General features: G+C 71.7%; 15 protein-coding genes and 1 pseudogene. 1 reads left to right on the top strand and 15 read right to left on the bottom strand.

Annotated features, from left to right (window positions below; genetic code table 11):
* Positions 1–23: 23 nt before the first annotated feature.
* The 7 genes from ispG to HP507_RS10090 all read right to left on the bottom strand — a co-directional run bounded on the left by ispG (position 24) and on the right by HP507_RS10090 (position 7216).
* A complete protein-coding gene (gene ispG, locus HP507_RS10120; RefSeq protein ID WP_175351697.1) occupies positions 24–1157 on the bottom strand; it encodes a flavodoxin-dependent (E)-4-hydroxy-3-methylbut-2-enyl-diphosphate synthase in 1134 nt (377 codons plus the stop codon).
* Positions 1158–1215: 58 nt separating this feature from the next.
* Positions 1216–1755: a cysteine hydrolase family protein gene (locus HP507_RS10115; RefSeq protein WP_217508681.1), complete on the bottom strand. Its 540-nt coding sequence runs from the start codon at positions 1753–1755 to the stop codon at positions 1216–1218.
* 5 nt (positions 1756–1760) lie between these two features.
* The gene (locus HP507_RS10110) at positions 1761–3206 is read right to left on the bottom strand and encodes a purine-cytosine permease family protein (RefSeq protein WP_175351661.1); all 1446 of its coding nucleotides are present in this window, start codon (positions 3204–3206) and stop codon (positions 1761–1763) included.
* Between the two features lie 34 nt (positions 3207–3240).
* The gene (locus tag HP507_RS10105) at positions 3241–4575 is read right to left on the bottom strand and encodes a M50 family metallopeptidase (protein WP_175351660.1); all 1335 of its coding nucleotides are present in this window, start codon (positions 4573–4575) and stop codon (positions 3241–3243) included.
* Positions 4576–4672: 97 nt separating this feature from the next.
* Entirely contained in the window at positions 4673–5758 is a 1086-nt protein-coding gene (gene dxr, locus HP507_RS10100; RefSeq protein ID WP_175351659.1) for a 1-deoxy-D-xylulose-5-phosphate reductoisomerase, read from the bottom strand.
* 3 nt (positions 5759–5761) lie between these two features.
* Positions 5762–6733, bottom strand: a complete 972-nt coding sequence (locus HP507_RS10095; protein WP_175351658.1) for an FKBP-type peptidyl-prolyl cis-trans isomerase — start codon at positions 6731–6733, stop codon at positions 5762–5764.
* A 6-nt stretch (positions 6734–6739) separates the two neighbouring features.
* Positions 6740–7216: an OsmC family protein gene (locus tag HP507_RS10090; protein ID WP_271207003.1), complete on the bottom strand. Its 477-nt coding sequence runs from the start codon at positions 7214–7216 to the stop codon at positions 6740–6742.
* A gap of 33 nt (positions 7217–7249) precedes the next feature.
* Here HP507_RS10090 and HP507_RS10085 point away from each other — a divergent pair, with 33 nt between their 5' ends.
* Complete coding sequence (locus HP507_RS10085) at positions 7250–8242, top strand: asparaginase (RefSeq protein ID WP_175351656.1); 993 nt, start codon at positions 7250–7252, stop codon at positions 8240–8242.
* A gap of 2 nt (positions 8243–8244) precedes the next feature.
* On the opposite strand, the gene HP507_RS10080 is transcribed toward HP507_RS10085, so the two are convergent.
* The 8 genes and pseudogenes from HP507_RS10080 to HP507_RS10050 form a co-directional block, all read right to left on the bottom strand.
* Positions 8245–9000, bottom strand: a complete 756-nt coding sequence (locus HP507_RS10080; RefSeq protein WP_175351655.1) for a hypothetical protein — start codon at positions 8998–9000, stop codon at positions 8245–8247.
* 132 nt (positions 9001–9132) lie between these two features.
* A complete protein-coding gene (locus tag HP507_RS18405) occupies positions 9133–10683 on the bottom strand; it encodes an FHA domain-containing protein (RefSeq protein ID WP_271207001.1) in 1551 nt (516 codons plus the stop codon).
* 423 nt (positions 10684–11106) lie between these two features.
* Positions 11107–11175: pseudogene (locus HP507_RS18555) on the bottom strand (zinc-ribbon domain-containing protein); the annotation flags it as partial.
* Positions 11172–13658 carry a transglutaminaseTgpA domain-containing protein gene (locus HP507_RS10070; RefSeq protein WP_175351653.1) on the bottom strand — a complete coding sequence of 829 codons (2487 nt, stop codon included), beginning with the start codon at positions 13656–13658 and terminating at the stop codon, positions 11172–11174. The gene HP507_RS10070 and the pseudogene HP507_RS18555, both read right to left, overlap by 4 nt.
* Positions 13655–15067 (bottom strand): DUF58 domain-containing protein, encoded by a 1413-nt coding sequence (locus HP507_RS18190; protein WP_175351652.1) that lies wholly within the window; start codon positions 15065–15067, stop codon positions 13655–13657. Before HP507_RS18190 ends, HP507_RS10070 begins: the two co-directional genes overlap by 4 nt.
* Positions 15064–16035 carry an AAA family ATPase gene (locus HP507_RS10060; RefSeq protein WP_175351651.1) on the bottom strand — a complete coding sequence of 324 codons (972 nt, stop codon included), beginning with the start codon at positions 16033–16035 and terminating at the stop codon, positions 15064–15066. Before HP507_RS10060 ends, HP507_RS18190 begins: the two co-directional genes overlap by 4 nt.
* 65 nt (positions 16036–16100) lie before the next feature.
* Entirely contained in the window at positions 16101–21959 is a 5859-nt protein-coding gene (locus HP507_RS10055) for an Ig-like domain-containing protein (protein ID WP_175351650.1), read from the bottom strand.
* Complete coding sequence (locus tag HP507_RS10050) at positions 21956–23368, bottom strand: serine/threonine-protein kinase (RefSeq protein WP_175351649.1); 1413 nt, start codon at positions 23366–23368, stop codon at positions 21956–21958. Before HP507_RS10050 ends, HP507_RS10055 begins: the two co-directional genes overlap by 4 nt.
* Positions 23369–23422 lie beyond the last annotated feature (54 nt).

Genomic DNA, 23422 nt, shown 5'->3' with positions numbered 1-23422 from the left:
GGCTAATCGGCGACGACAGTCGACTAAGCGGTGGTGACGACCTCGGGCTTGCCGGTCGCGGCAGCGGGGCCCATCTCGTCGGCGATGCGGTTCGCCTCGGTGATGAGGGTCTCGACGATCTCGGCCTCGGGCACGGTCTTGATGACCTTGCCCTTGACGAAGATCTGGCCCTTACCGTTGCCGGACGCGACACCGAGGTCGGCCTCGCGCGCCTCGCCGGGGCCGTTCACGACGCAGCCCATGACGGCGACGCGGAGCGGGACGGTCATGCCCTCGAGCCCCTTCGTCACGTCGTTCGCGAGCTGGTAGACGTCGACCTGCGCGCGGCCGCAGCTCGGGCAGGAGACGATCTCGAGCTTGCGCTCGCGGAGGTTCAGCGACTGCAGGATCTGCAGGCCGACCTTGACCTCCTGCGCGGGCGGGGCGGAGAGCGACACACGGATGGTGTCGCCGATGCCCTCGGCGAGCAGGATGCCGAACGCCGTGGCGCTCTTGATCGTGCCCTGGAACTCCGGCCCGGCCTCGGTGACCCCGAGGTGCAGCGGCCAGTCCCCCGCCTCGGCGAGCTGACGGTAGGCCTTCACCATGACGATCGGGTCGTTGTGCTTGACCGAGATCTTGAAGTCGTGGAAGTCGTGCTCCTCGAAGAGGCTCGCTTCCCACACCGCGGACTCGACGAGCGCCTCGGGAGTGGCCTTGCCGTACTTCTGCAGCAGGCTCGGCTCGAGCGACCCCGCGTTCACGCCGATGCGGAGCGAGACGCCGGCGTCCTTCGCGGCACGGGCGATCGCGCCGACCTGGTCGTCGAACTTCCGGATGTTGCCCGGGTTCACCCGGACCGCGGCGCACCCGGCGTCGATGGCCTGGAAGACGTACTTCGGCTGGAAGTGGATGTCGGCGATGACCGGGATCTGCGACTTCTTCGCGATGATCGGCAGCGCGTCGGCGTCGTCCTGGCTGGGGACGGCCACGCGGACGATGTCGCACCCTGAGGCGGTGAGCTCGGCGATCTGCTGGAGGGTGGCGTTGATGTTCGTCGTCGGCGTCGTGGTCATCGACTGGACGGACACCGGTGCGTCGCCGCCCACGAGGACCTTGCCCACTCGGATCTGCCGGGACTTGCGGCGCGGCGCGAGGGTTTCGGGGACTTTCGGCAGACCGAGGTTCACTGCAGGCACGAGGTGCACTCTACGCGCAGTGGTCGACCGTTCCCGATCAGACCACGGTGACGAGCGGCGCGTAGAGCCGCATCGCCGCGAGGGCACGCTCGTGGTCGTCATCGCTCGCGCCCGCGCACGCGTCCGCCACGACCGTCACGGTGGCGCCGGCGTCCGCCGCCGCGAGCGCGGTCGACAGCACGCAGCAGTCCGTCGAGACGCCGGCCAGGACCAGGTGTGGGTGGTCGCCGGTGATGGCCTGGAGGCTGGTCCCCCACTTGCCGAAGGTCGACTCGGTGACGACGGGGTCGCCTCGGTCCGCTGCGGCGGTCCGGAACGGTTCGGTCAGGTCCCAGAGGGGGTCGGCGCCCGGCACGAGGGCGAAGGGCCAGTCCCGGTAGTACTGCGTCCAGCTGCCCTCCGGGCGCTCCGGCGCCACGAAGCGGGTGAACACGGTCCGTCCGGTGAACCGCGGGAGCAGCCGCTCGATGCCCGCGACGGCGTGGTCGAACCGCGGAGCCGCCCACGGGCTGTCCCCCGTGAAGACCTCCTGCACGTCGATGACGACGAGCCAGGCGTCGTCGGGGACGCCGTCCAGGGCACTCACGCCAGCTCCTGCCGGCGGACAGCCGCGCGGGAGGACACCAGCGTGCCGAGGAAGCCGACGACGAGCGCGACGAGGACCCCGAGGTTCGCGTACGCCCAGGCCCCGTCACGTCCGCCGAGGCCGAACGGCTCGAGCAGGTAGCCCTGCCAACCCAGCCAGGACGGCACGCCGTACGTGTTCGTCACGAGTCCCCACCCCAGCCCGGTGCCGACCACCACGAGCGCGATCGCACCCCAGCGGACGTCCCCGTACCGCCCGCGACGGTCGTCGAGCTCGTCCTCGGCGTACGCGCGGCGACGCAGCAGGACGTCGGCGACGAAGACACCGCACCACGCCGCGATCGGGACGCCGAGCGTGACGAGGAACGCCTGGAACGGCGAGATGAAGTCCTTCGCGAAGAAGACCACGTAGACGGCGCCGGCGATCATGACGACGCCGTCCACGCCGGCCGCGACGGGCCGAGGGATCCGGATGCCGGCGCTCAGCAGCGCCAGACCCGACGAGTAGATGTCGAGCACCGCGCCGCCGACGAGACCGAGCACCGCGACCAGGGCGAACGGGATGAGGAACCACACCGGCAGGACCGTGGTGAGCGCTCCGATCGGGTCCGCGCCGATCGCATCACTGAGGTCCTTCGACGACCCGGCGAGCAGGATGCCCACCACGACGAGGATCGCCGGCGCGAGCGCGCCGCCGAACGTCGTCCACCACACCACACCACCGGTCGAGGACGACCGCGGCAGGTACCGGGAGTAGTCGGCGGCCGCGTTCACCCAGCCGAGCCCGAACCCCGTCATGACCAGCACGAGGGCACCGACGACGTTCTGCGCACTCCCCGACGGGAGCGCCGCGACCGCACCGAGGTCGATCGACGGCACGGCGAGCATGACGTAGACGACGGTGAGCACGCCCGTGACGACCGTGATCCAGGTCTGCAGGCGCATGATCACGTCGAAGCCGGCGACGCCGGCACCGATGACGAGGGCGGCGACCACGACGAGCGCGACGAGCTTCGTCACGACCCCGTCGTCCCAGCCGACCTCGCGGAACACCGTCGACGTCGCCAGGACGGCGAGGGCCGCGAGCGAGGTCTCCCACCCGACCGTGAGGATCCAGCTGAGGAACGACGGCAGGCGGTTGCCCCGCACACCGAACGCCGCCCGGCTCAGCACCATCGTCGGCGCGGACCCCCGTTTGCCCGCGGTCGCGACGATCCCGCAGAGCAGGAACGAGAACGCGACGCCGATCACCGAGACGATCGTGGCCTGCCAGAACGAGATGCCGAACCCGAGGACGAACGACCCGTAGCTCAGGCCGAGCACCGAGATGTTGGCGGCGAACCAGGGCCAGAACAACCCACTCGGGCGACCCTTCCGATCGGACTCGGCGATGACGTCGAGGCCCTGCCGCTCGACGGCGCGGACTTCCGGAGCTGTGCTCATGGACAGAGCGTAGTGGGCCGCCCCGGCGCCGTCGCTACCCGAAGAGGTTCACGGGACGGACGATGTCTGCGTAGATGAGGAGCGCGCTCATCCCCGCGAGCAGCACCACCACGACCATCGTCAACGGCATCGTCTTCGCGAGGTCGATCGGCCCCGGGTCCGACTTGCCGACGAGCGCGAACGAGCGGCGCTTCACCGACTCCCAGATCGCGCCCGCGATGTGTCCGCCGTCGAGCGGCAGGAGCGGCACCATGTTGAGCACGAACAGGCCGATGTTGAGCGACGCCAGCAGACCGAGGATCGTGTACGCCTTGTCGATCACGGGCACGCCGCTCATCGACGACACCTCGCCGATCGCGCGGCCGACGCCGACGACCGACACCGGGCTGTCCTGCGACCGCTCCTGCGTGCCGAACGCCGCGTTCCACACCGCGACGAGGCGCTGCGGCAGGTCGATGATGAGGTGCGCCGAGGCCGAGATCTGCGCGCCCGTCGCCGGGAGCACCGCCGCGGGCGACTGCCGGACGAGCGACTGCCCGATGCTGACGCCCACGACGCCGACCTGCTGCGTCTTCGTCGTGCCGTCGTCGTTCTTCGCGACCGTGCCGTCGCTCGTGTACACGTCCCGCGTGGCCGTGGTCGGTGTGACGTGCAGCGTCTTCTCCGTGCCGTCACGGGACACCACGACGGTGACGTCCGCACCCGCGGACTCCTGGAAGACCTCCGACACCTCGGTGATCGTCGGGTCCTGCTTCCCGTTCACCGAGAGGACGACGTCCCCGGCGCGGATGCCGGCCTGCTTCGCCGGCGAGACCGCGTCGCTGCTCGTGCACGTGGTCGCCTGACTCGTCGGGAGGACGCAGTCGACGCTGGACGTGAAGGTGGTGGTCGGCGCGCCGAAGCCGACGAGCAGCACCCCGAACAGGACGACGCCGATGACCAGGTTCATCGCCGGGCCCGCGACCATCACGATGATGCGCTTCCACGGCGTCAGACGGTAGAACGCGCGGGAGTCGTCGCCGCCCGAGTCCGCGATCTGCTCGGCACTCGCCTGGCGGGCGTCCTGCACGAACGCGCCGTACATGCCGGTGTTCGTGATCGCGTTCGGCCGGCCCGACGCACGCGGCTTGAGCATGCCGACCATCGAGATGTAGCCACCGAGCAGGATCGGGCGGATGCCGTACTCGGTGTCACCGCGCGTGAAGGACCACATCGCCTTGCCGAAGCCCAGCGAGTACTGCGTCACCTTGACGTTGAACAGCTTCGCGAAGGACAGGTGCCCGAGCTCGTGGAGTCCGATCGAGACCAGCAGGCCGATGATGAAGACGACCACGCCGAGGACGAAGAGCAGGACGGATTCGACGGTCACCGGGAAAGGGTACGGGACGCTTCCCATGACGGAGCCGAGCGCTGTCTGGGAGACACGCCGCGCCTCCTGGACGGTCTGCCTGGAGGCGCGGCGCGCGTCAGCGGGTCAGCGCGCGGTCCGCCGCGGTGCGGGCCCACCGCTCCGCCGCCAGCACGCCGTCGAGGGACGACTCCCCCGCGGTGTGCGCGTCGACGACGCGCTCGACCGTGTCGACGATGTCGAGGAAACCGATCGCCCCCGCGTGGAAGGCGGCGACGGCCTGCTCGTTCGCGGCGTTGAACACCGCCGGGAAGGTCCCGCCGAGCTCACCCACGCGCTTCGCGAGGGCCACCGCCCCGAAGGCCTCGGTGTCGAGCGGCTCGAACGTCCAGGTGCTCGCGGTCGTCCAGTCGAGCGGGACACCGACGCCCGGGACGCGCTCGGGCCACGCGAGGCCGAGCGCGATCGGCAGCCGCATGTCCGGCGGCGACGCCTGCGCGATCGTCGAGCCGTCGACGAACTCGACCATCGAGTGGACGATCGACTGTGCGTGAACGGTGACGTCGATGCGGTCGTACGGGACGCCGAAGAGCAGGTGCGCCTCGATGACCTCGAGACCCTTGTTCACGAGCGTGGCGGAGTTCGTCGTGACGACCAGGCCCATGTCCCACGTCGGGTGCGCCAGGGCCTGCGCCGGCGTGACGTCCGCGAGTTCCGCACGGGAGCGCCCGCGGAACGGACCGCCGCTCGCCGTGAGCACGAGGCGGTGGACCTCCTCGGCGGTCCCGGAGCGGAGGGCCTGCGCGATCGCGGAGTGCTCGCTGTCGACGGGCACGATCTGCCCGGGTGCCGCGGCGGCCTGCACGAGCGGGCCGCCCACGATGAGGCTCTCCTTGTTGGCGAGGGCCAGCGTCGCGCCGGACTCCAGTGCGGCCAGGGTCGGGCCGAGTCCCACCGAGCCGGTGATGCCGTTCAGGACCACGTCGGCCTCGACGCTGCGGACGAGGCGCTCCGAGTCCTCGGCGCCGAACGCGGTGTCCCGGACGCCGAAGCGCTCGGCCTGTTCGGCGACGAGGTCGCGGTTGCTGCCGGCGGTGAGACCGACGACCTCGAAACGGTCCGGGTTGCGGGCGACGACGTCGAGGGCCTGGGTGCCGATCGAACCCGTACTGCCGAGGACGACGATGCGGCGCCTGGCCGGCACCGGTCAGCCCTTCGCGAGGATGTCGACCACGAAGACGAGCGTGGCGTTCTTCGGGATGCCCGAGCCCTCCTGCGGGTTCGCGCCGTAGCCGTCCTCCGGCGTGACGACGATGAGGACCTGCGAGCCGATCTTCTGGCCGACGAGCCCCGTCACGAACCCCTTGATGAGCGAGCCCTCGGAGACCGTGAAGGTCGTCGGCGCGCCCTTCGACCACGAGGAGTCGAACTCCTTGCCGGTGTCGTAGACGACGCCCTTGTACTGCACGAGAGCGGTGTCGCCGTCGGCGATCGTCGCGCCGTTGCCCTGCTTGATGACCTCGGGCGTGGTCTTCTTCGGAGCCGCGACACCCTTCGGGATCGTGATCTCCGGCTCGCCGTCGGCCTTGTCCTTGACCGTCGGGAGCTTCGGGTCCTGCGTCTGCGGCGTGCCGGTCGACTTCGTCGGGGTCTGCGCGACGACGTCCGCGACGACGACGATCTCGCCGCCGGTGTTGAAGCCGAGCGCCGACGACTGGCCGACCGCTGCGATGCGGTCGCCCACGTTCGCGCAGGCCAGCAGTGCTCCGAAGCCGGAGCCGCCGACCGAGAGGACCTGCGGGTTGCCCTGGTCGAAACCGACCGTGCCGAGCTTCTTCGCGTTCGACGCCTGGTACACGCTGTACGAGACCTGCGCGTAGTCGCCGTCCTTCAGCGCCGTGCCCTTGCCCTGCACGACCGTGCTGGCCTGCGGCTTCTTCACCGTGATGCCGCCGGAGAACTTCACCGTCGGTGCCGTCGTGCCGCCGAACGACCCGGTGACCGTGATCGCCTTCGAGGCCGAGCCCGGATCGGGACAGGACGTGATCGCCGCCGCGGTCGCGCTCGACGACGCGCTCGGGGTGGCCGACGAGTCGCTCGACCCGGATCCGGAGCACGCGGCGAGTCCCAGCACGACGGCGGGGACGAGGGCGATCGGGAGGAGACGCAGACGCTTCACGAGGACCTAGTGTGCCGTACGGACCTTGGTGCGCGGGACGTGGTGCACAGGAAACGCCACCGACCGGGCGATGAAGCAGAGGCTGTTCGCCATCGCGTGCGCGGCCTCGGCATCCGCGACACGATCCGCCTCGAGGATCGTCACCACCGGGTGCAGCGTCGCCTCGGTGAGCTCGCCGGAGCCGTCCCGGTTGAGGTTCAGGCTCGCGGTCGCGCGGTCCTCGTAGTCGACCACGGTGAAGCCCTGCGTCACCGCGACGTGGAGGTAGCTGAGCATGTGGCACTGCGCGAGCGCGGCGACGACGAGTTCCTCGGGGTTCCACCGGTCGCGGTCGCCGCGGAACGTCGGATCGGCCGAGCCCGCGATGTCAGCCTTGCCCGGGGCGAGGACGTCGTGATCGCGGCCGTACTCGCGGTAGCCGCTCGTCCCGGTGCCGTGGTTCCCGGTCCAGCGGACGGATACCTCGTAGGAGTGGTCGGTCACGGTGAGGCTCCTCCGGCTCGGTACGATTGCGGCATGACGGTGAGCTCCGACGTCCGCACTGATCGCCATCCTCTCACCGCCGACGGGTCGGTCGAACTGGCGGTCCTCGACCGCAACGGGTTCGACGAGAGCCGGCACGTCGGCGCCGGCGTGGTGGTCGCCGCCGACGGGACCGTCATCGACTCGGTCGGCGACGTGCAGGCGAGCATCTACCCCCGCTCGACCATGAAGCCGTTCCAGGCGCTCGCGGTCCGCAGGGCCGGAGCGGTGTTCTCCGACGAGGAACTCGTCCTCACCACTGCCAGCCACGCCGGTACCGCCGCGCACCAGGCCATCGCGCTGCACATGCTCGAGTCGTTCGACCACGTCGAGTCGGACCTCGGCTGCCCGCCCGACCTGCCCTTCGACCGCGCGACCGCACGCACGATGACCGAACCCCGACGACTGGCGATGAACTGCTCCGGCAAGCACGCCGGCATGCTCGCCGCCTGCCGGGTCAACGGGTGGGACGAGGACACGTACCTCGAGATCACGCATCCGCTCCAGGAGCGGGTCCGCGCGACGGTCGAGGAGTTCACGCACGAGACGGTCGACGTCGTCGGCACCGACGGCTGCGGTGCTCCCGTGTTCCCGCTCACCCTCGCCGGTCTCGCGCGGGGCTTCGCCGGCGTCGTCGCACGGGCAGAGCCCGACACCGCGGCGCTCACCGACGCCGTGCTGGACCACCCGTGGGCGATCGACGGCATCGGGCGCGCCAACACCGTCACGATCGAACGGCTCCGCCTGCTCGCCAAGCTCGGCGCCGAGGGCGTCATGGTGATGGGACTCCCCGGCGGGGCGGCCGTCGCGGTGAAGACCCTCGACGGTGCGCAGCGCGCCGGGACCCTCGCGGCACTGACGCTGCTCGAGCGGAACGGCATCGTCGACGCCGCGGGCGTCGCGGACGTGATGACGGCGACGGGCGAGAAGGTCCTGGGCGGTGGCGTCCCGGTGGGTTCGCTGCGCGCGGGTGCCGGCCTGCACTGAGGTCATGCGCGCTCCCCGAGCTGCGGGAGCGCCGGCGACACCGGAGTGCCCTGCGGTTCGTTCGGTCGGCGGACGGAGCACCCGTAGCGGGTGACCACCACGGCGACGTCCCATCGCCGCGGCATCTGCCCGAGTCCGGGCACGAGCACGACCGTGGTCGGGACGTTCCCGTCACCCGGGTCCGCGACGAGCGCGGCCGTCCCGTCGGGGAGCGGTGGACAGTGCTCGGAGCCGGACGCCACCACCGAGCGGAGGTCCGGAGCGCTCCCGACCCGGATCCCGTCTCCGGACCCCACTGCCCCGGCACGGACCTGCGCGGCGACGGCGCGGAACACGGCCACCGCCAGGACACCTGCTCCGACGACGACGACGTGCGCGGGTGCTCCGTGGCCGAGGCCGAGGCCGATCGCTGATCCGTCCCGTCCGGTGCCGAGGACGACGGTGGACGGCGGACCGGTCGGGTCGTGGTCGTCGCGCGGCCCGGGAGCCGCATCCGTCCCCTGTCCCCAGGGGGAACGCGACGCCTGGCCCGACGCTGGTTCGGTGCTGGCCCCCGGGCCGAGCACGACCACGTCGACGTCGGTGTCCGTCTCGGCTCTCCGTGTCGCGCGTACGAGCAGCAGGTCCAGGACCGCGCACCAGGCCGCGGCGCCGATGAGCACGGCACGGGAAGCACCCGCCACCGGTCCGACGACCCCGGCCGACAGGAGCACGATCGCCGCCACGACCAGGAGGCAGCGGGCGAGGAACGGGCTCATGCACCCAGCGGACCACAGAACGCCGAGGCGTCGACGCTCCCGGCCTGCAGTCGTGGACTGTTCGCCCCGGGCACCGCCCTGTGGAGGACGGTGCCGGTCGGGCACCGCCCTGTGGAGGACGGTGCCGGTCGGTCACTGCACGAGGAAGAACTGCTCCCCGATGTCCACGCGCGCACCCCGCTCGACACGGTAACGGCGCCCAGGCTCGCATCGCCGGATCGACCCGTCGATGTGCCGCACGACCGTGCCGTTGCCGGAGAACCGGTCGGACACCCACAGGTCGTCCCCGTCGCGGCCGAGTTCGAGGTGGGTCTTCGACACGGACTTGCCCGGGTCGTGCACCGTCACCAGGTCGTCGAACCGCTCCCCCGGCTGCGGCCTCGGGAGTCGGCCGACGAGTCCCGTGCCGTGCACGCCGAACCGCTCCCCGGTGCTGAAGTGCAGCACGAACGGCGCGCGGGTCGGGGTCTTCGAGACGATGCGGGTCTCGTCGACGTCGTCGTCGAGGTCGCTGTCGGCACTCGTCGGACCGCCGTCGGCCGTCGGGAGGGGCAGGGCGGGACCGGTCGCTCCCGGAAGGGGCGGCAACGGGGCCGCGAAGGGCACTCCGATGGCGGCCGTGTCCTGCGCGGACGGTGCGGACGGTGCGGACGGTGCGGACGGTGCGGACGACGGCAGCGTGGCGGAACCCGGGACCGGCGGCACGAACGGCGTACCGCCCGATTCCCGCTCGGTCTCGGTCTCGGTCTCGGTCTCGGTCGCAGCATGGGCGCCGCGCGCGCGAAGGGGCGCCCGCGGGGTGTCGTCGTCGACCGCTTCCTCGCCGCCCTCGTTCACCCAGGAGGGAAGCGGGTTCCGGTTCGGGTTCGAGCCCTCGTCGGTGGCCGAGGCTCCGACGCCTGGGTCGTCACCGTCCGTCGCGGTTCCGGGCTCGTCGGACACGGCCGGCTCGCCATTCGGGCCCTCGGACTCGTGGGCACGGGCGCCGTCGGCAGGAGTGCCGTCGGCAGGAGCGTCGTCGGCGGGAGCATCGTCGGCCGCTGTGTCGTCGGCTGCCCAGTCCGGTCGGTCCATCGGCAGCGGCACGATCTGCCCGGTGAAGGCCGCGGTCACGGCGGGACGCACCGCACCGCACTCGGCGCAGAAGATGTCGTCCGGCTCGAGGCGGTGGCCGCACACGTGGCAGGTCGTCGCCTGCGAGCCAGGCGTCACGAGGGGCGCCGGGCGCGGCGGACGGCGGTCGACGAGGGGCTCCACGACCGCCGTGTCGCCGGGCTGGGGCGGTGAGACGGCGGGGGCACCGGACGACGCGGCGTCGGCGGCCTCGGCGTTGCTCGCGCGGGCCTCCGGGTCGGATGCGGTCGAGTCGGTGTCCGCGCTCGTGTTCGCGGCCGCGCCCGAGTTCGCGGCCGCGCCCGAGTTCGCGGCCGTGCTCGATGCGTTCGAGCGGCCGACCCACCACGACGGTCCGGCGGGTGCCGGCGGGGGTGCCTGTTCCGCCGGCGGGTTCCACACGGGCGCGACGGACTCGTGCGCGACGGGGTCCGGCGTTGAGGAGGATGCGGGGCGCTCGGCAAGCCGGGTGACCTCCGGGTCCTCGCCGTCCCCGGGGGTCGACGGGTACGCGTTCGGGTCGAGCGGCGGCTCGGCCGGCTGTGGCGCGGACGGCTGCTCCGGGGCCACCGGACGCGCAGGCGCACCGGGATGCCCTGGCTGCTCCGGCTGCCCTGGCCGCGCCGGCTGTTCCGGCTGCCCAGGCCGCACTGGTTGCTCCGGTGCGGAGGGTGCATCCGCGCCGACCGGAGCCCGTTGCGCCGACCAGTCGGTGAGGCCGGACCCGGCTCCGTGCACGTGGGTCGGCGCACTCCGCGGAGGGTGGTCCTGCGGACGCTCCACGGGAACGGGCGCCGGCGGCTGCTCACCGTGGCGGTCCGCGCCCGTCAGCCACGCGCGCGTCGCGGGGTCGAGGGTCGCCTCGGGCAGCCATGCCTCGGCAGCCGGGTCCTGCCGACGTCCGTGGAGGTCGGGCTGTTGCAGGGGCGGCGGCGGGGCCTGCTCGACGGGAGTGGGCGCGACGGGGCGTCGACTCGCCGCAGCGGTCACGGCACGCCCGCACTCACCGCAGAAGATCGCCCCGTCGGGGAGCATCGATCCGCAGTGTTCGCATCTGATCACGGGTTCCGCCTGTCCTCACTCGGCCGTCCACGACGCTCGCCGGCCTGCAGGCCATCGTAGTCACGCGGCCGAGCCGGACCCTGGTCGCCCGCGGAACGCCGGCCACGTGAGCCGACTGCCGAGGCGACCGAGGCACGTGCCGACCGCGAGGCGTCGCCGAGGCGCAACGACCGGAGCGACACTGCTGCGCGGATCCGCTCCCTGCGCGTTCGACCGGTCCGGAGGCTCGTCATGGCGTCGTCCGCCGCCGACCACATCCGGTCCGCGGCCGTCACGTCGGCATTGTTCGGACCGAAGACCGAGCGGTCAGCGAGTGCGGCGAGCCCCGTGCCTCCCTCTCCCGGAGCGCCCACGACCGCCTCCCGACGGGTGGCCGAACGTGCCACGTCGTGCCCACGATCGACGAGGGCGTCCCGGTACTCGTCCCACGCCCCGACGATGCGCGCCCGCGGGGTCGGGGCACGGCGCCGTCGCCGACGTCTGACCCGCTTGAGCAGCACGATGACGCCGAACGGCAGCAGCACCAGCGCGACGAATCCGAGCGTGGCGAGCACCCACGGCAACGCGGCCAGCAGGATCCGCAGCCAGAGCGGTTGCACGGGCGGCGTGTTCCGGTCGCTCTGCGGCGGAGCCTGCTGCGACTGGTCCTGCTGCTCGGCCGGTGGCGGCGGCACGACGGTCTCCGGTCGGGTCACCGGTTGCGGCGTCTGCTGCTGCTCGTCGGGGATGTCGCGGACGGCGGGGTTCGGGTCGAGCATGACCCAGCCCCACTGCGCGGTGTCGACCTCGACCCGGGCGGTCACGTCGGAGCCGCGGAACGTCGTCGTTCCGCCGGAGGTCGATCCCGATCCCGTGCTCCCGCCGGCGTCGCCGCCGGCGGTGAACCCCATGACGACACGCGCCGGGAAGCCGAGCTGGTCCGCCATCAGCGCTGCGGCCGCGGCGTACTGCTCCTGGTCGCCGATCATGAGCGGCGAGGTCAGGAGCTCCTGGATCCGGTCGGCCCCGTGGCCGGACCGGCTCGCGCGATCGTCCCCGACACCGTGACTCACGTAGCCGTTGCGCTTGAGCGCCTGCACCATCGCGACCAGCTTCGCGCCGTCCGTCTCGGCGTCCGCCGTGTACGTCTCCACCGAGTCCCGCACCGCATCGGGCACGGACCGCGGCGTCGGCACCGACGCGTTGCCCGGACGCGCCGACGCCAACTGCTCGTCCGTCGGTTGGTCGGGCACGACCGCCGTCAGGTCGTACCGGGTGCCTTCGCCGACGCCGCCCACCACAGCGCCGGTGCCGGTCGAGCCGTTGTAGAAGAACGCGCCGCGCTCCTGCTCGGCGTCCGAGCCGGTGAAGTCGATCTGTTCGAGGTCGCCGACCGTGGGCAGCCACACGCCGCTGTACCCGTCGACGGTGACCCCGACGCGCACGGTGGTCCCGTGGACTCCGCGGACGTCGACCGAGGTCGGCACCCGTTCGAACGTCCCCGAGGACGTCGAACCGTCCGCACCGCCGACGCGGTAGACGACGCCGTCGTAGGTGTCGAGCGTGGCGATCCGGACGAAGCCGTCCGCCGGCAAGCCCGTCACGCGCAGCTGGGTCGCCGCCGACTCGGTCTGCTCCTCGTACGCACGGAACCCGCTGAGCGGACTGACGTAGTCACGCGGGTCGAACGGCTTGACGACGTCCGTCCGCGCGACCGTCCGGCCGACCGACGGCGGGGCGACGAGTCCGAGCCCGGTGGCGACCACGGCCGCGGCGACGATCGTCCCGGTGCCGACGAGCGCCGGACGGAGGACCGACCGCGCCACCGCTACGCGGGTCCCGATCGTCGTCGCCACGGCGACCGCGCGCCGCGCGTGCCGCACGGTCAGCGCCCACACCAGCGCGATGCCGGTGAGCGCGACGGCCGTCAGGATCGAGGTGTCCAGCCGGCTCGGCCCCATCACGACGCCGGCCGCGAAGACCACGAGCGCCGGGATGCTGGCCAGCTCCTGTCTGGAGGAACGGGTCGCCACGCTCACGGCCGTCACCGTGGCGACGAGGAGCGTCACGAAGTACGGCACGAGCAGCGACTCGTACGAGCCCACCGGCAGGCTGATGGTCACCAGGCGTTTCCAGCCGAGGGCGACGCCCGCGAAGAGATCGATCAGCCCCTGCCCCGTCGGCACCAGCCCGTTGGCCTCGCCCGGCACCGCGGCGGGCACCCCGGTGAGGACGAACGCCGCGACCGTGGCGATCGCTACGACCGCCGTGGGCAGACGGAGCACCGTGCCGACGAGCGCCACCAGTGTGCCGAACACCACCGCGGTCACCGCCGCGACGAGCATCGAGTCGTCCCGGTAGACCGGCCACCACGCCACGCTCGCGACGGCCAGGAGCAGCCAGACCGCGAGCGTGCCGCCGGCGAGCCGGAACGGCGAGAGCCGACGGGCGTCACGCCGGACCGTCTTCCGGGCCCGGGTGTCCGGGCTCGCTGCCACGCTCATGCCGCCGCCGATCGGTGCAGGGCGTGACGCAGGTCGTCGAGGTAGCCGATCGTCATCACCGTCAGCCCTGCGACACGGAGGAACCGGGGCTGTGCCTCCGGCTCGCAGATGACGGCCACCACCTCGACCCCGACGGGGAACCGCGTCGCCGCCAGGCGCAGCGCGGGCAACTCGACGGTCGACCCCACGACGAGGAACGCCACCGAGATCCCGGCGGTGTCGGTGCCGACGATGCGCGCGACCTCGGCGATCGGCAGGCAGGCGTCCGCCAGGCCGACGGAGGCGAAGTCGTCGAGCAGTCGCGTGGGGGTGACGGTGGGCAGCGGGTGCACGGCGTACACCGCACGCTTGGCGAACTCCGGCGTCCGCTCGGACACCACGACGGTGACCTCCCGACCATCCCGGATCGCTCGGGCGCCGAGCGACGCAGCCGCGCTGACCGCGAGCTCGAACTCCTCGTCGTCGGCGAACTCCGCACGCGAGATCCCCAGCGCGACCACCAGGTGCGACCTGCGGGTGTCCTCGAACTGCCGGACCATCAGCGCGCCGGACTTCGCGGTCGACTTCCAGTGGATGGTGCGCGGGTCATCACCTGGCATGTACTCCCGGATGGCGTGGAACGCGATGTCCGAGGGCGACAGGTCGGTCGTGGCCTGCCCCTCGAGGTCCCGCACGAGACCGGTGCTCGTCGACGGGATCGCGATGGTCCGCGGGTGCACGATGACCTGCTCCCGCGCCGTCCACACGATCTCCCGACGCACCAGACCGACGGGGTCCGCCCGGACTCCGGTCACCGGCCCGACGTCGAGCACGCCGCGGCGCACCGTCGGAACCGGCACCTCCCGTTCGAACGTCCCGCGCGGGCCGATCGACGGGATGGCCACGTCGACCAGACCGGCACCGACCGGGACCTCCACCGTCGTCGGGACCGACGGGAGGCGCACCGGGTTCTCCGCCGTCACCACCACGCCCGCTGCGTCCCCGACCGCCACCCGGTGCTGTGGCAGTCGCATCCGGATCACGAGCCGCGAGCGTCCGATGAGGGCGATCGCGGCGACGACCACCAGGAGCGCTCCCGCGAAACCGACCACGACGACCTCACGCAGACCGAAGCGGTACCCGAGGACGAACGCGACCAACGTGAGGACCGCCACCGTCCATCCCAGGCCGGTGACCACGGACGAGACCTCTGCCCACCCGCGTTTGACGAGCCTCCAGGCCGTCGCCCAGGCCCGCGCGAGACCGACGACCGCGTCCGCCGCCACACCGTCCCGATCGCCGACGAGACGAGTGCGGACGTTCGTGAGGCCGGCGACCGTCCCGGTGCGCTCGTACGCCGTCGTCCCGCGACGCGACCGCGTCGAGGACGGGCGGCGCGATCGCGTCGAGACGGGCCGGCGGTCGGTCACGACGCGGCCCGGTCCGCCGGCGGCGGGGTCTCGACCAGCAGCTGCGCGATCACGCTCGTGGCGCTGACGCCGTCGAACTCGGCCTCGGCGTCGAGGACCAGCCGGTGCGCGAGGATCGGCACCGCGAGGGCCTTGACGTCGTCCGGTGTGACGTAGTGGCGTCCGCTCAGGGCGGCGAAGACCCGCGACGCACGCATCAGGCCCATCGCTCCGCGGACGCTGACACCGAGGCGAACCTCGCTCGCCGAGCGCGTCGCGTCGACGAGCCGAGCGACGTAGTCGGCGATGACCGGATCGACGTGCACCGAGCGCGCGAGCGTCGCCATCTCGGTGATCGTCGCGGCCGGCACCACGCTCGCGAGCGGCACCGAACTCGACGGAGCCGCGGACGTCTCGAGGATCTTGACCGTCGCCGCGTGGTCCGGGTACCCGATCGACGCCTTCATCAGGAAGCGGTCGAGCTGGGCCTCGGGCAGCCGGTAGGTCCCCGCCTGCTCGACGGGGTTCTGCGTCGCGATGACCATGAACGGGGCGGCCAGGCGGTGGTTCACGCCGTCGACCGTGACCGCCGACTCCTCCATCGCCTCGAGCAGCGCCGACTGGGTCTTCGGGCTCGCACGGTTGATCTCGTCGGCGAGCACGATGTTCGAGAAGATCGGCCCGCGGTGGAAGTCGAACTCCTGCGTCTTTTGGTCGTACACGCTGATGCCGGTGATGTCGCCGGGCAGCAGGTCCGGCGTGAACTGGATGCGGTTCGTCGACCCCTGCACGCTCTGCGCCATCGCGCGCGCGAGGCTCGTCTTGCCGGTGCCCGGGACGTCCTCGAGCAGCAGGTGGCCCTCGCTGAGCATCGCCGTGACCGCGAGGCGGATCACGAACGTCTTCCCGAGGAGCACCTGCTCGACGTTGGTCACGATGCGGCCTGCGACGTCGGCGAACCAGGTGGCCTGCTCCGGGGTCATGCTCATGCGGTGTCGTTCCTCGTTCTCGGGGATGGCGTTACGGGCAGCGTAGAGGCTGGGCGAGCCGGATCTCAGGTACCGGACTGAGGTGTCGAATCCGTCGGGGACGGAGCAGGGTCGAGCTGGACGGGGTCCGTCCACGTCCCGGTCTGCGAGCCGGCGTCGGCGTTCGGTGCATCGACCTTCGCTCGGATCCGCACCCAGTAGCCGCCCGTCGGAGTGTTGAGCGCTACGCCCGGCTTCCAGTCGGTCTGCGATCCGACACGACCGACGCCTGAATCGCCGACGACCGAGCCCGACGCGTACCACTCGACGTCGTAGGTCACGGCCAGGGCCCCGGGCGGAGCCGTGAGGTTCAGCGCGGTCGGGGTGGCTCCGTTCAGTGACACCTCCGTCGAGATGGCTGCGGCAGTGATGTGCTTCCACTGACCGGAGTCCTGGCAGTACGTCCCGACATCCGGTCCACCGCACGCGCGCACGACGATGTCGGTCTGGCTGTTGTACCCGTCGCCCGGCACGCCCTGCCACGACCCGTTCAGTATCTCGAATCCGTTCCCGGAGTCGATCTCGTAGTGGAGACCGTCACCGGAGGCGCCGGTGGGGTCGCTGACACGAACCTGCCAATGGTCGCCGTCGGTGCTCTCGAGGTCGCTCCGAGCGTCGACGGTGCCGGATGGCGTCTCGTACGTCTGCGTCGACGCGTACTCGACGTTGCAGAACGTGCCGTTGCTGGACACCACCGCGTACAGCGGCTTGCCGTACCCGACCGAGTCGGTCACGCCGGATTGGGAACCGAGGTACGTACCCGACGGCGACTTGCAGTCGATCTGGCCGCTGACTCGGTACGCCGAGTAGGACGGCCCGGATCCGCCGGCTGGTTCAGCACCCGCCCAGGTGAGCGTGACGGTCGATCTTCCGTGGTTCGAGCGGTCACCGACGGTTGCCGTGAGGTTCTGCACCTTCCCGGGCGTCCCGACCGCCGTGCCGGTGGCGGACGCCGAGTTCCACTGCACGACCGTGCCGTTGCGGTCCGCGCCGTTGCGGGCGGAGACCGTCACCTTGTACTGCGCCCCACTCTGGGCCCCGGTGAAGGACGTGCTGGTCGCCGTGCCCGTGCTCCGGGTCGAGGACAGCCCGGGGCCCTCGATCGTCACGACGTAGTTGTTCACCGCGGTGCCGTTGTTCGGGGCGGCGACCGCGTTCCAGTCCACGTCGAGCTGGTTCGGCGTGCTCGTGCTCGGCGTGACGGTGATGCCGGTCGGCGGTGCGGGCACGAAGTCCGCGCTGATCGACGCCGACTTCGGCGAGGCGTCGGAGTCCCCGACGGCGTTGGTCGCGACGACGGAGAACTGGTACGACCCCTTCGGATCGAGACCGGTGATCGTGCAGACGGTCGCCGTGCCGCAGTCCTTCGACACCCCGTTGGTGCCCTGCAGCCGGTACCCGGTGATCGGCGAGTTGTTCGCCTGCGGGGTCGACCAGGTGAGCGTCGCCTGGCCGCCCTCGTACGAGCCCGTGCGCGTCGGAGCGCCGGGTGCGTCCGGGACGTCCTGCACCGAGATCGTCACGTCGCCCCAGACGTACCGGTCGGGGTCGTCGGTCGCGTCGGCCACCTGGTACTGGAGGTGGGTGTCGGCCGGCTTGGCGTTGTCGGAGACGCTGACCTGCAGGCGCGACTTGTCCGCGCTCGGGGTGACCGTCACGCCCCCCGGCAGCCCACCGGACAGGCCGCGGATGTTCACGACCCGCAGCCGCTGCTCCGGGAACGGGTTCGTCGGCTGGTCGTTGGCGAGCACGTCGATCGTGGTGGTCTGGCCACGCTTCGTGACGGACTTGTCCGCGCCGGGCTGCACGAGCGGCCGGGTCGATGCGACGACGTCCACGTTGACGACACCGGAGCGTCCGGCGTTCGCGTCGTCGGCGACGCCGATGCCGATCGCCGCGGTGGTGTTCTTCTTCGCGGTGTCCGCGACCTTGATCGTCAGCGTCCGGCCCGAGATCGTCGCGGTGGTGCCGTCGCTCGGCTTGCTGACGACCGAGTACCGCAGTTCGGGGAGGTCCTTCGGGTACGGGTAGTCGGTGAGCTTCGTGAGGTCGATCGAGCGCGACTCCCCCGGCTGCATGTCGACCGCGGACCCGGTGAAGGCCGGCGGTTGGTTCGACCGCGGCGTCACCTTGATCGGCAGGACGAGCGTGGCGACTCGCCCCTTCCCTCCGTTCGCGTTCGAGCCGTCGGTGACCTCGAACGAGATGGAGGCGTTGCCGTAGTACAGCTTCGACGAGGTGAACTGCAGCGTGGACGAGTCGACCACCAGGTCCTGCCCGTTCGCGTGCGTCGCCTTGACCGTGCCGTCGTCGGTGATCTTCGCGGTCTGCCCGTTCGCGGTGATCACGTACTTCGACAGCGGGATCCGGACGGTCGCCTCGCTCTTGACGGTGATCGCCCCCGCGGTCCGGTTGATCTGCGGCAGCGCGTCGTCGAACCCCGGGACGTGGATGAAGCCGTAGGCGACGATGTCCGGGTGGTCGACGCGGGCGACCGAGAACGGGATGACCTGCGAGTCGTCGGTCAGGCGGACGACGATCCGCTGGTCGTCGGTCGTGCGAGCGGTGTCCCCGTACCCGTCGACGACGCCCACCTTCAGGTCGGCGGTCGTGCCCTCGGCGAAGAACACGTTGTCGAGGACGTCGACCGTGACGCTCTGCCGGTGCAGGATGTCCTGCAGGTCGAGCGTCGTGTCGTCGACCTCGGGCCGCAGGGGCTGTGCGTCCGGGTCGACCGTGACGGTGAGGAACGCCGTGCTGGCGCCGCCGTTCTCGTTCGCGACCGTGTACAGGACCGCGTAGTCGCCGCTCTTCGCCGACTTCGGCGGTGTCACGCGGATCTGCTGCTTCCGGAGGACCTTCGCCGACACGTCCTTCGCGGTCGGCTCGGCCTTCGTGACGGTCAGCTGCCCGCCCTCGGGGTCGGAGTCGTTCTGCAGGACGCGGACGGTGACCGAGCCGCCGGGACGGATCGTGACGTGGTCGGCTTCGGCGACCGGGTTCGACGCCTGTTCCGCGCGGGGCGCGATGCCGACGCGCACGGTCCCCGTCGCTCGGGCGCCGAGCGCGTCGACGACCGTGTACGTGAACTCGTCGGTCCCGGCCGAGTAGTCGCCGGCCTCGTACGTCAGCGCGTCCGAGGCGACGTCGGCGACGGATCCCTTGTCCGGGTTCGACGCCACCCCCACGAGCTGCACCGAGTCGCCGTCGGGGTCGATGCCGTTGAGCGGGATCGACACCCGGACCGACTGCCCTGCGACCACACGCGCGGTGACGGTCTGCGGGACCGGGGGGTTGTTCGTGGCCGCGTCCTGCTCGCGCACCGAGATCGACACGGTCGCGTCGGCGTACTGCCCGTCCGGACCGGCGACGCGGTAGACGGCGGTGTAGTTGCCGGGGGTGGTCGGCGCCAGGTACCGCAGGTGGTCACCGGACACGAACAGCAGTCCGCCGTCGCCGGGGACGTTCTGCACGAGGTCCGGCTGCAGGGTCAGCGGTTCGCCCTCGGGCTGGGTGTCGTTGGCGAGCACGTCGATGTTCGCGACGTCGCCGACCCGCACGGTCGCGGCGTCCGGCTGGGCGACGGGCGGCTGGATCCGGTCGGGCTTCGGGATCTCGACCACCGTGATCGTGCCCGTCGCGGATGCGAGACCGTTGGTCTCGGTGTACCCGAAGGACACCGGCCCGTCGAGCGGTGCCGTGAGCGTGACACGCACGGTGTGCTGGTCGAGGATGCTCGCCTGGACGCCGGACCCGCGCTCGGGTCCGTCGAGCGCCGTCACGAGCAGGACGCCGCCCGCGGGGTCGATGTCAGTCGCGGTGACGTCGGTGTCCTTCGTCGACAGCGTGTTGACGAACACCGTCTTCGGCGTGGTGATGGGCGCGGTCGACGCGTCCGGTGGGGCCAGGATGGTGATGCGGACGATGCCGCTGGAGGTCTTCGTGCCGTCGGTGACCGTGTACTCGAGCTGGTGGTCGCCGGCGCTCGCGCCCTGCACCCGGAAGGTGCCGGAGTCGTAGCTGGGCGTGACGGTCAGTCCGCTGGCCGACGACACGCTCGTCAGCGTGACCGTGCCGTTCCCGCCTCGGACGTGGTCGAGCGGGTCGACGGTGAACGTCTTGCCGGCGTAGCCGCGGACCGGGAACGGGTCGGCGTACAGCGGCACGCTGCCCTGCTTGGCCACGTGCACCGTCACGGATCCGCGGCCGTCGGCCCGCCCGTCGCTCACCACCAGCTGGACGGCACGGTCGCCGGTGCGGCCGCTCGCGTTGCGGTAGTCGAGGAGACCGTCCGGCGTCGTGGAGACGCGGTCGGCGTCCGACGCGGTCGCCGACTCGAGGTACACGGGGTCGCCGTCGGGGTCGACCCAGTCGCCGAGCACGTTCGTGACGACGTGCCCGTTCTGCACGGCGTCGGCCGACGTCTTGCGGACCTGGCGCGGTGGGTCGTTCTCCGAATCGGGTCGGACGGTCACCGTGACCGTCGCTGCGTCCGAGCCGCCGTTCCCGTCGGTGATCGTGTACGGGAACGAGACGGTGCCGGTCGCGCGGGCGGAGAGCGTGATCTGCAGACGCTGGCCGTCGCCGACGATCGCGACGTCGCCGACCGCGTCGCCGATGCTGCCGACCTCGCTCACGACGATCGGGTCGCCGTTCGGGTCGTAGTCGTTGAGCAGGACCGGGAGGCTCGTGGTGCGTCCCGGACGGGCGCCCAGATCGTCATCGACCGCCACCGGCGGCTTCTGGTCCTTGTCGATCTCGGGGTCGTCGTCGGACACCTGCTCCTGCTGCTGGTCCTCGTCCTTCTTGATGAGGTCGGCCCAGTTGTCGATGAGCTGGCCGCTGCGGTCGATCGCCCAGGACCGGCCGCTCTGCGGGTCGTTCGCGACCACCGTCTCCCCGTTGTGCAGGATCTGCAGGTCGCCGGTCCCGCCGGTGCTCGCGAGGCGCTGCAGACCGTTCCCCTTGCACGTGTCGAGCGCCTGGCCGCCGGCCCACGCCGCGTAGGTGCACGAGCCGACGACGGTCGGTCGAGCGGCGCGTCCGGACACCTGGAGGGCGGTGGTGTCGACGCTGCCGGACGCCGACACGCGCACGAGCCCCGCCGTCCCGGCCACGACCGCTTCGGATGCATCGTCGGTGGATCGCTGCAGCGAGGGCGCGGTGCCGACACGGGCACCGAGGTCGACCGTGTCGCCGTCGACCGAGATCGTCCCCGACGTCCGGTCGAGCACCGCGAGGTGGTCGCCGAAGGACGCGACCTGGAAGTCGTCGGCGCGGTCCATCTTCACCGTCCATCGCTTCGCGACCGACAGCGTGCTTCCGACGTCGACGAGCGCGGCGGTGCCGGTCTTCGGCGAGTACACCGCGACGTGGTGGTCCGAGGCGTCGAACACGGCGTCTGCTCCGAGCGTGAGGTCGGCCTTCGTCGAGGCGTCGAACTCGCCGAGGTCCTTCGCGGGCGTCGCCCAGAGCTCCCCGGTGTCGCCGTTGCCGATCACGGCCGTGGCGCCGGCGAAGAACACCTGCGGCGAGCCCGCGGGCAGCGTGACAGGGTCGGCGACGGTGGCGTCGGCGACGTCGACCTTGGCGACGGTGCCCTTCGTCTCGTCCACGCTGTAGACCGTCGACCCGCGCTGCAGGACGGAGAGACTGTCGCTCGCGGTCTCCACGGCGGTGTTGAGCTGGAGGACGCCGGTGTTGGCCCGACCGACCGCGCCGTACTCGGCCGACGGGACCCAGACGGTGCCGTCCCCGAGGTCGACGCGCTGCGTGTGGTACCCCGTCGAGGCGACGGCAGTGGTGGCGACGACGGCCCCGACGACGATCGACGCACCGACCGTCACGGCCGCGGACCGGTGCTTGGCGAGGAACGCCCGGATCACCCGGCGCTCCCGATCGTGGCGCACTTCTGGGCACTCGCGGCGCCGGTCTTCCCGTCACGGTTGACCGCCACGGCGATGCACTCCTCGTCGCCCTTCTTCCCGGACACGACGAAGCTCGTGCCGGTCTGCTGGCTCGAGGCGCCGTTCGACGAGATGACGTAGGTGTCGCCGGTGCGCAGCCCCGGGTCGGCCCAGGTGAAGGTCACGGAGCCCGTGGAGGACCGGGCGTGGACGTCGGTCACCACCGGGATCGCACCGGTGCCCAGACGTCCGACGACGATGACGGTGGCGATCGCGAGTGCTGCGACGACCACGACCGCCAGCGATGTCGCCCAGACCAGCGTCGATCGCGTGCGACGTCGGGCGCGGGTGACCGATCCGGTGCGATGGACGGTGCCGCCGCTCTGCGACGCTGCCGCCGTCGAACCGCCCTGCACCGCCTTGCGCGTGCGTCGCCGCGCGCCGACGCGGGTCGGTGGCTGGAGCTCGCGGATCATGGTGCGGTCGCCGTCGGGGGTCGGGGTCGCGACCGCCCACGCCTCGACCGCGACGTCGGCCGGTGTCTGCGGGATGCCGAGCTCGGCCTCGACCTGTTGGAAGCCCCGGACGAGTTCCATCACCGTCGAGGGGCGCCCCGCGACCTTGCGCGACATCGCCGCCGCGAGCAGGCGCTCGAGCGACGGCGGGACGTCGGTGCGACCGGTCGGCTTCACACCGCCCTTGTCGATACGCCCCATCAGGTCGGCGGCGCCGTTCTTGCCGCCGCGCACCTCGAACGGGCTGCGACCGGCGAGGAGCGAGAACACGGTCGCGGCGAGCGAGTACACCTCGGACTGGATGGTGCCGCGCGACTCGTCGATGAGGACCTCGGGTGCGGACCACGGGATCGACATGCCGATCGGCTCGTCCGGGTCGGCCTCGCCGATGGTCGCCGCGATGCCGAAGTCGGACAGGACCGGGTTGCCGTACGCCGTGAGCAGGATGTTCGAGGGCTTGATGTCGCGGTGGAGCACGCCTTCGCGGTGTGCCGTCTCGAGCGCCGAGCCGATGCGGATGCCGATCGCGAGGACCTCGGACACCGGGATCGGCTCACGGCGGTAGCGCTCGCTCAGCGATGACGAGCAGAGCTCCATGACGAGGTACGGTCGGCCGTCCGATGCGACGCTCGCCTGGAAGACCGTGAGGATCGAGGGGTGCGTGCTGAGGCGCGCCATGAGGTTCGCCTCGGCCTGGAACATCTGACGGACGCGGTCGTCGACGACCTCGTCGAGGAGCACCTTGACGGCGACCTGACGCCGCGGCATGTCCTGCTCGTAGAGGAAGACGTCGGCGAAGCCGCCGGAACCGAGGACGTGCACGGGACTGAAGCCCGCGATCACGGGCGGGGTGGACGGCAGGCGTCGCGCCATCGTCCTCTCCTCCCCGGCCGAGCGGCCAGCTCTCTCGTCACGGCCATGTCATTC

Source organism: Curtobacterium pusillum (assembly GCF_013359865.1).
GTDB classification, from domain to species: domain Bacteria; phylum Actinomycetota; class Actinomycetes; order Actinomycetales; family Microbacteriaceae; genus Curtobacterium; species Curtobacterium pusillum.
The sequence above is the reverse complement of the archived record's forward strand: the minus strand, read 5'-3'. Positions and strand labels throughout refer to the sequence as shown.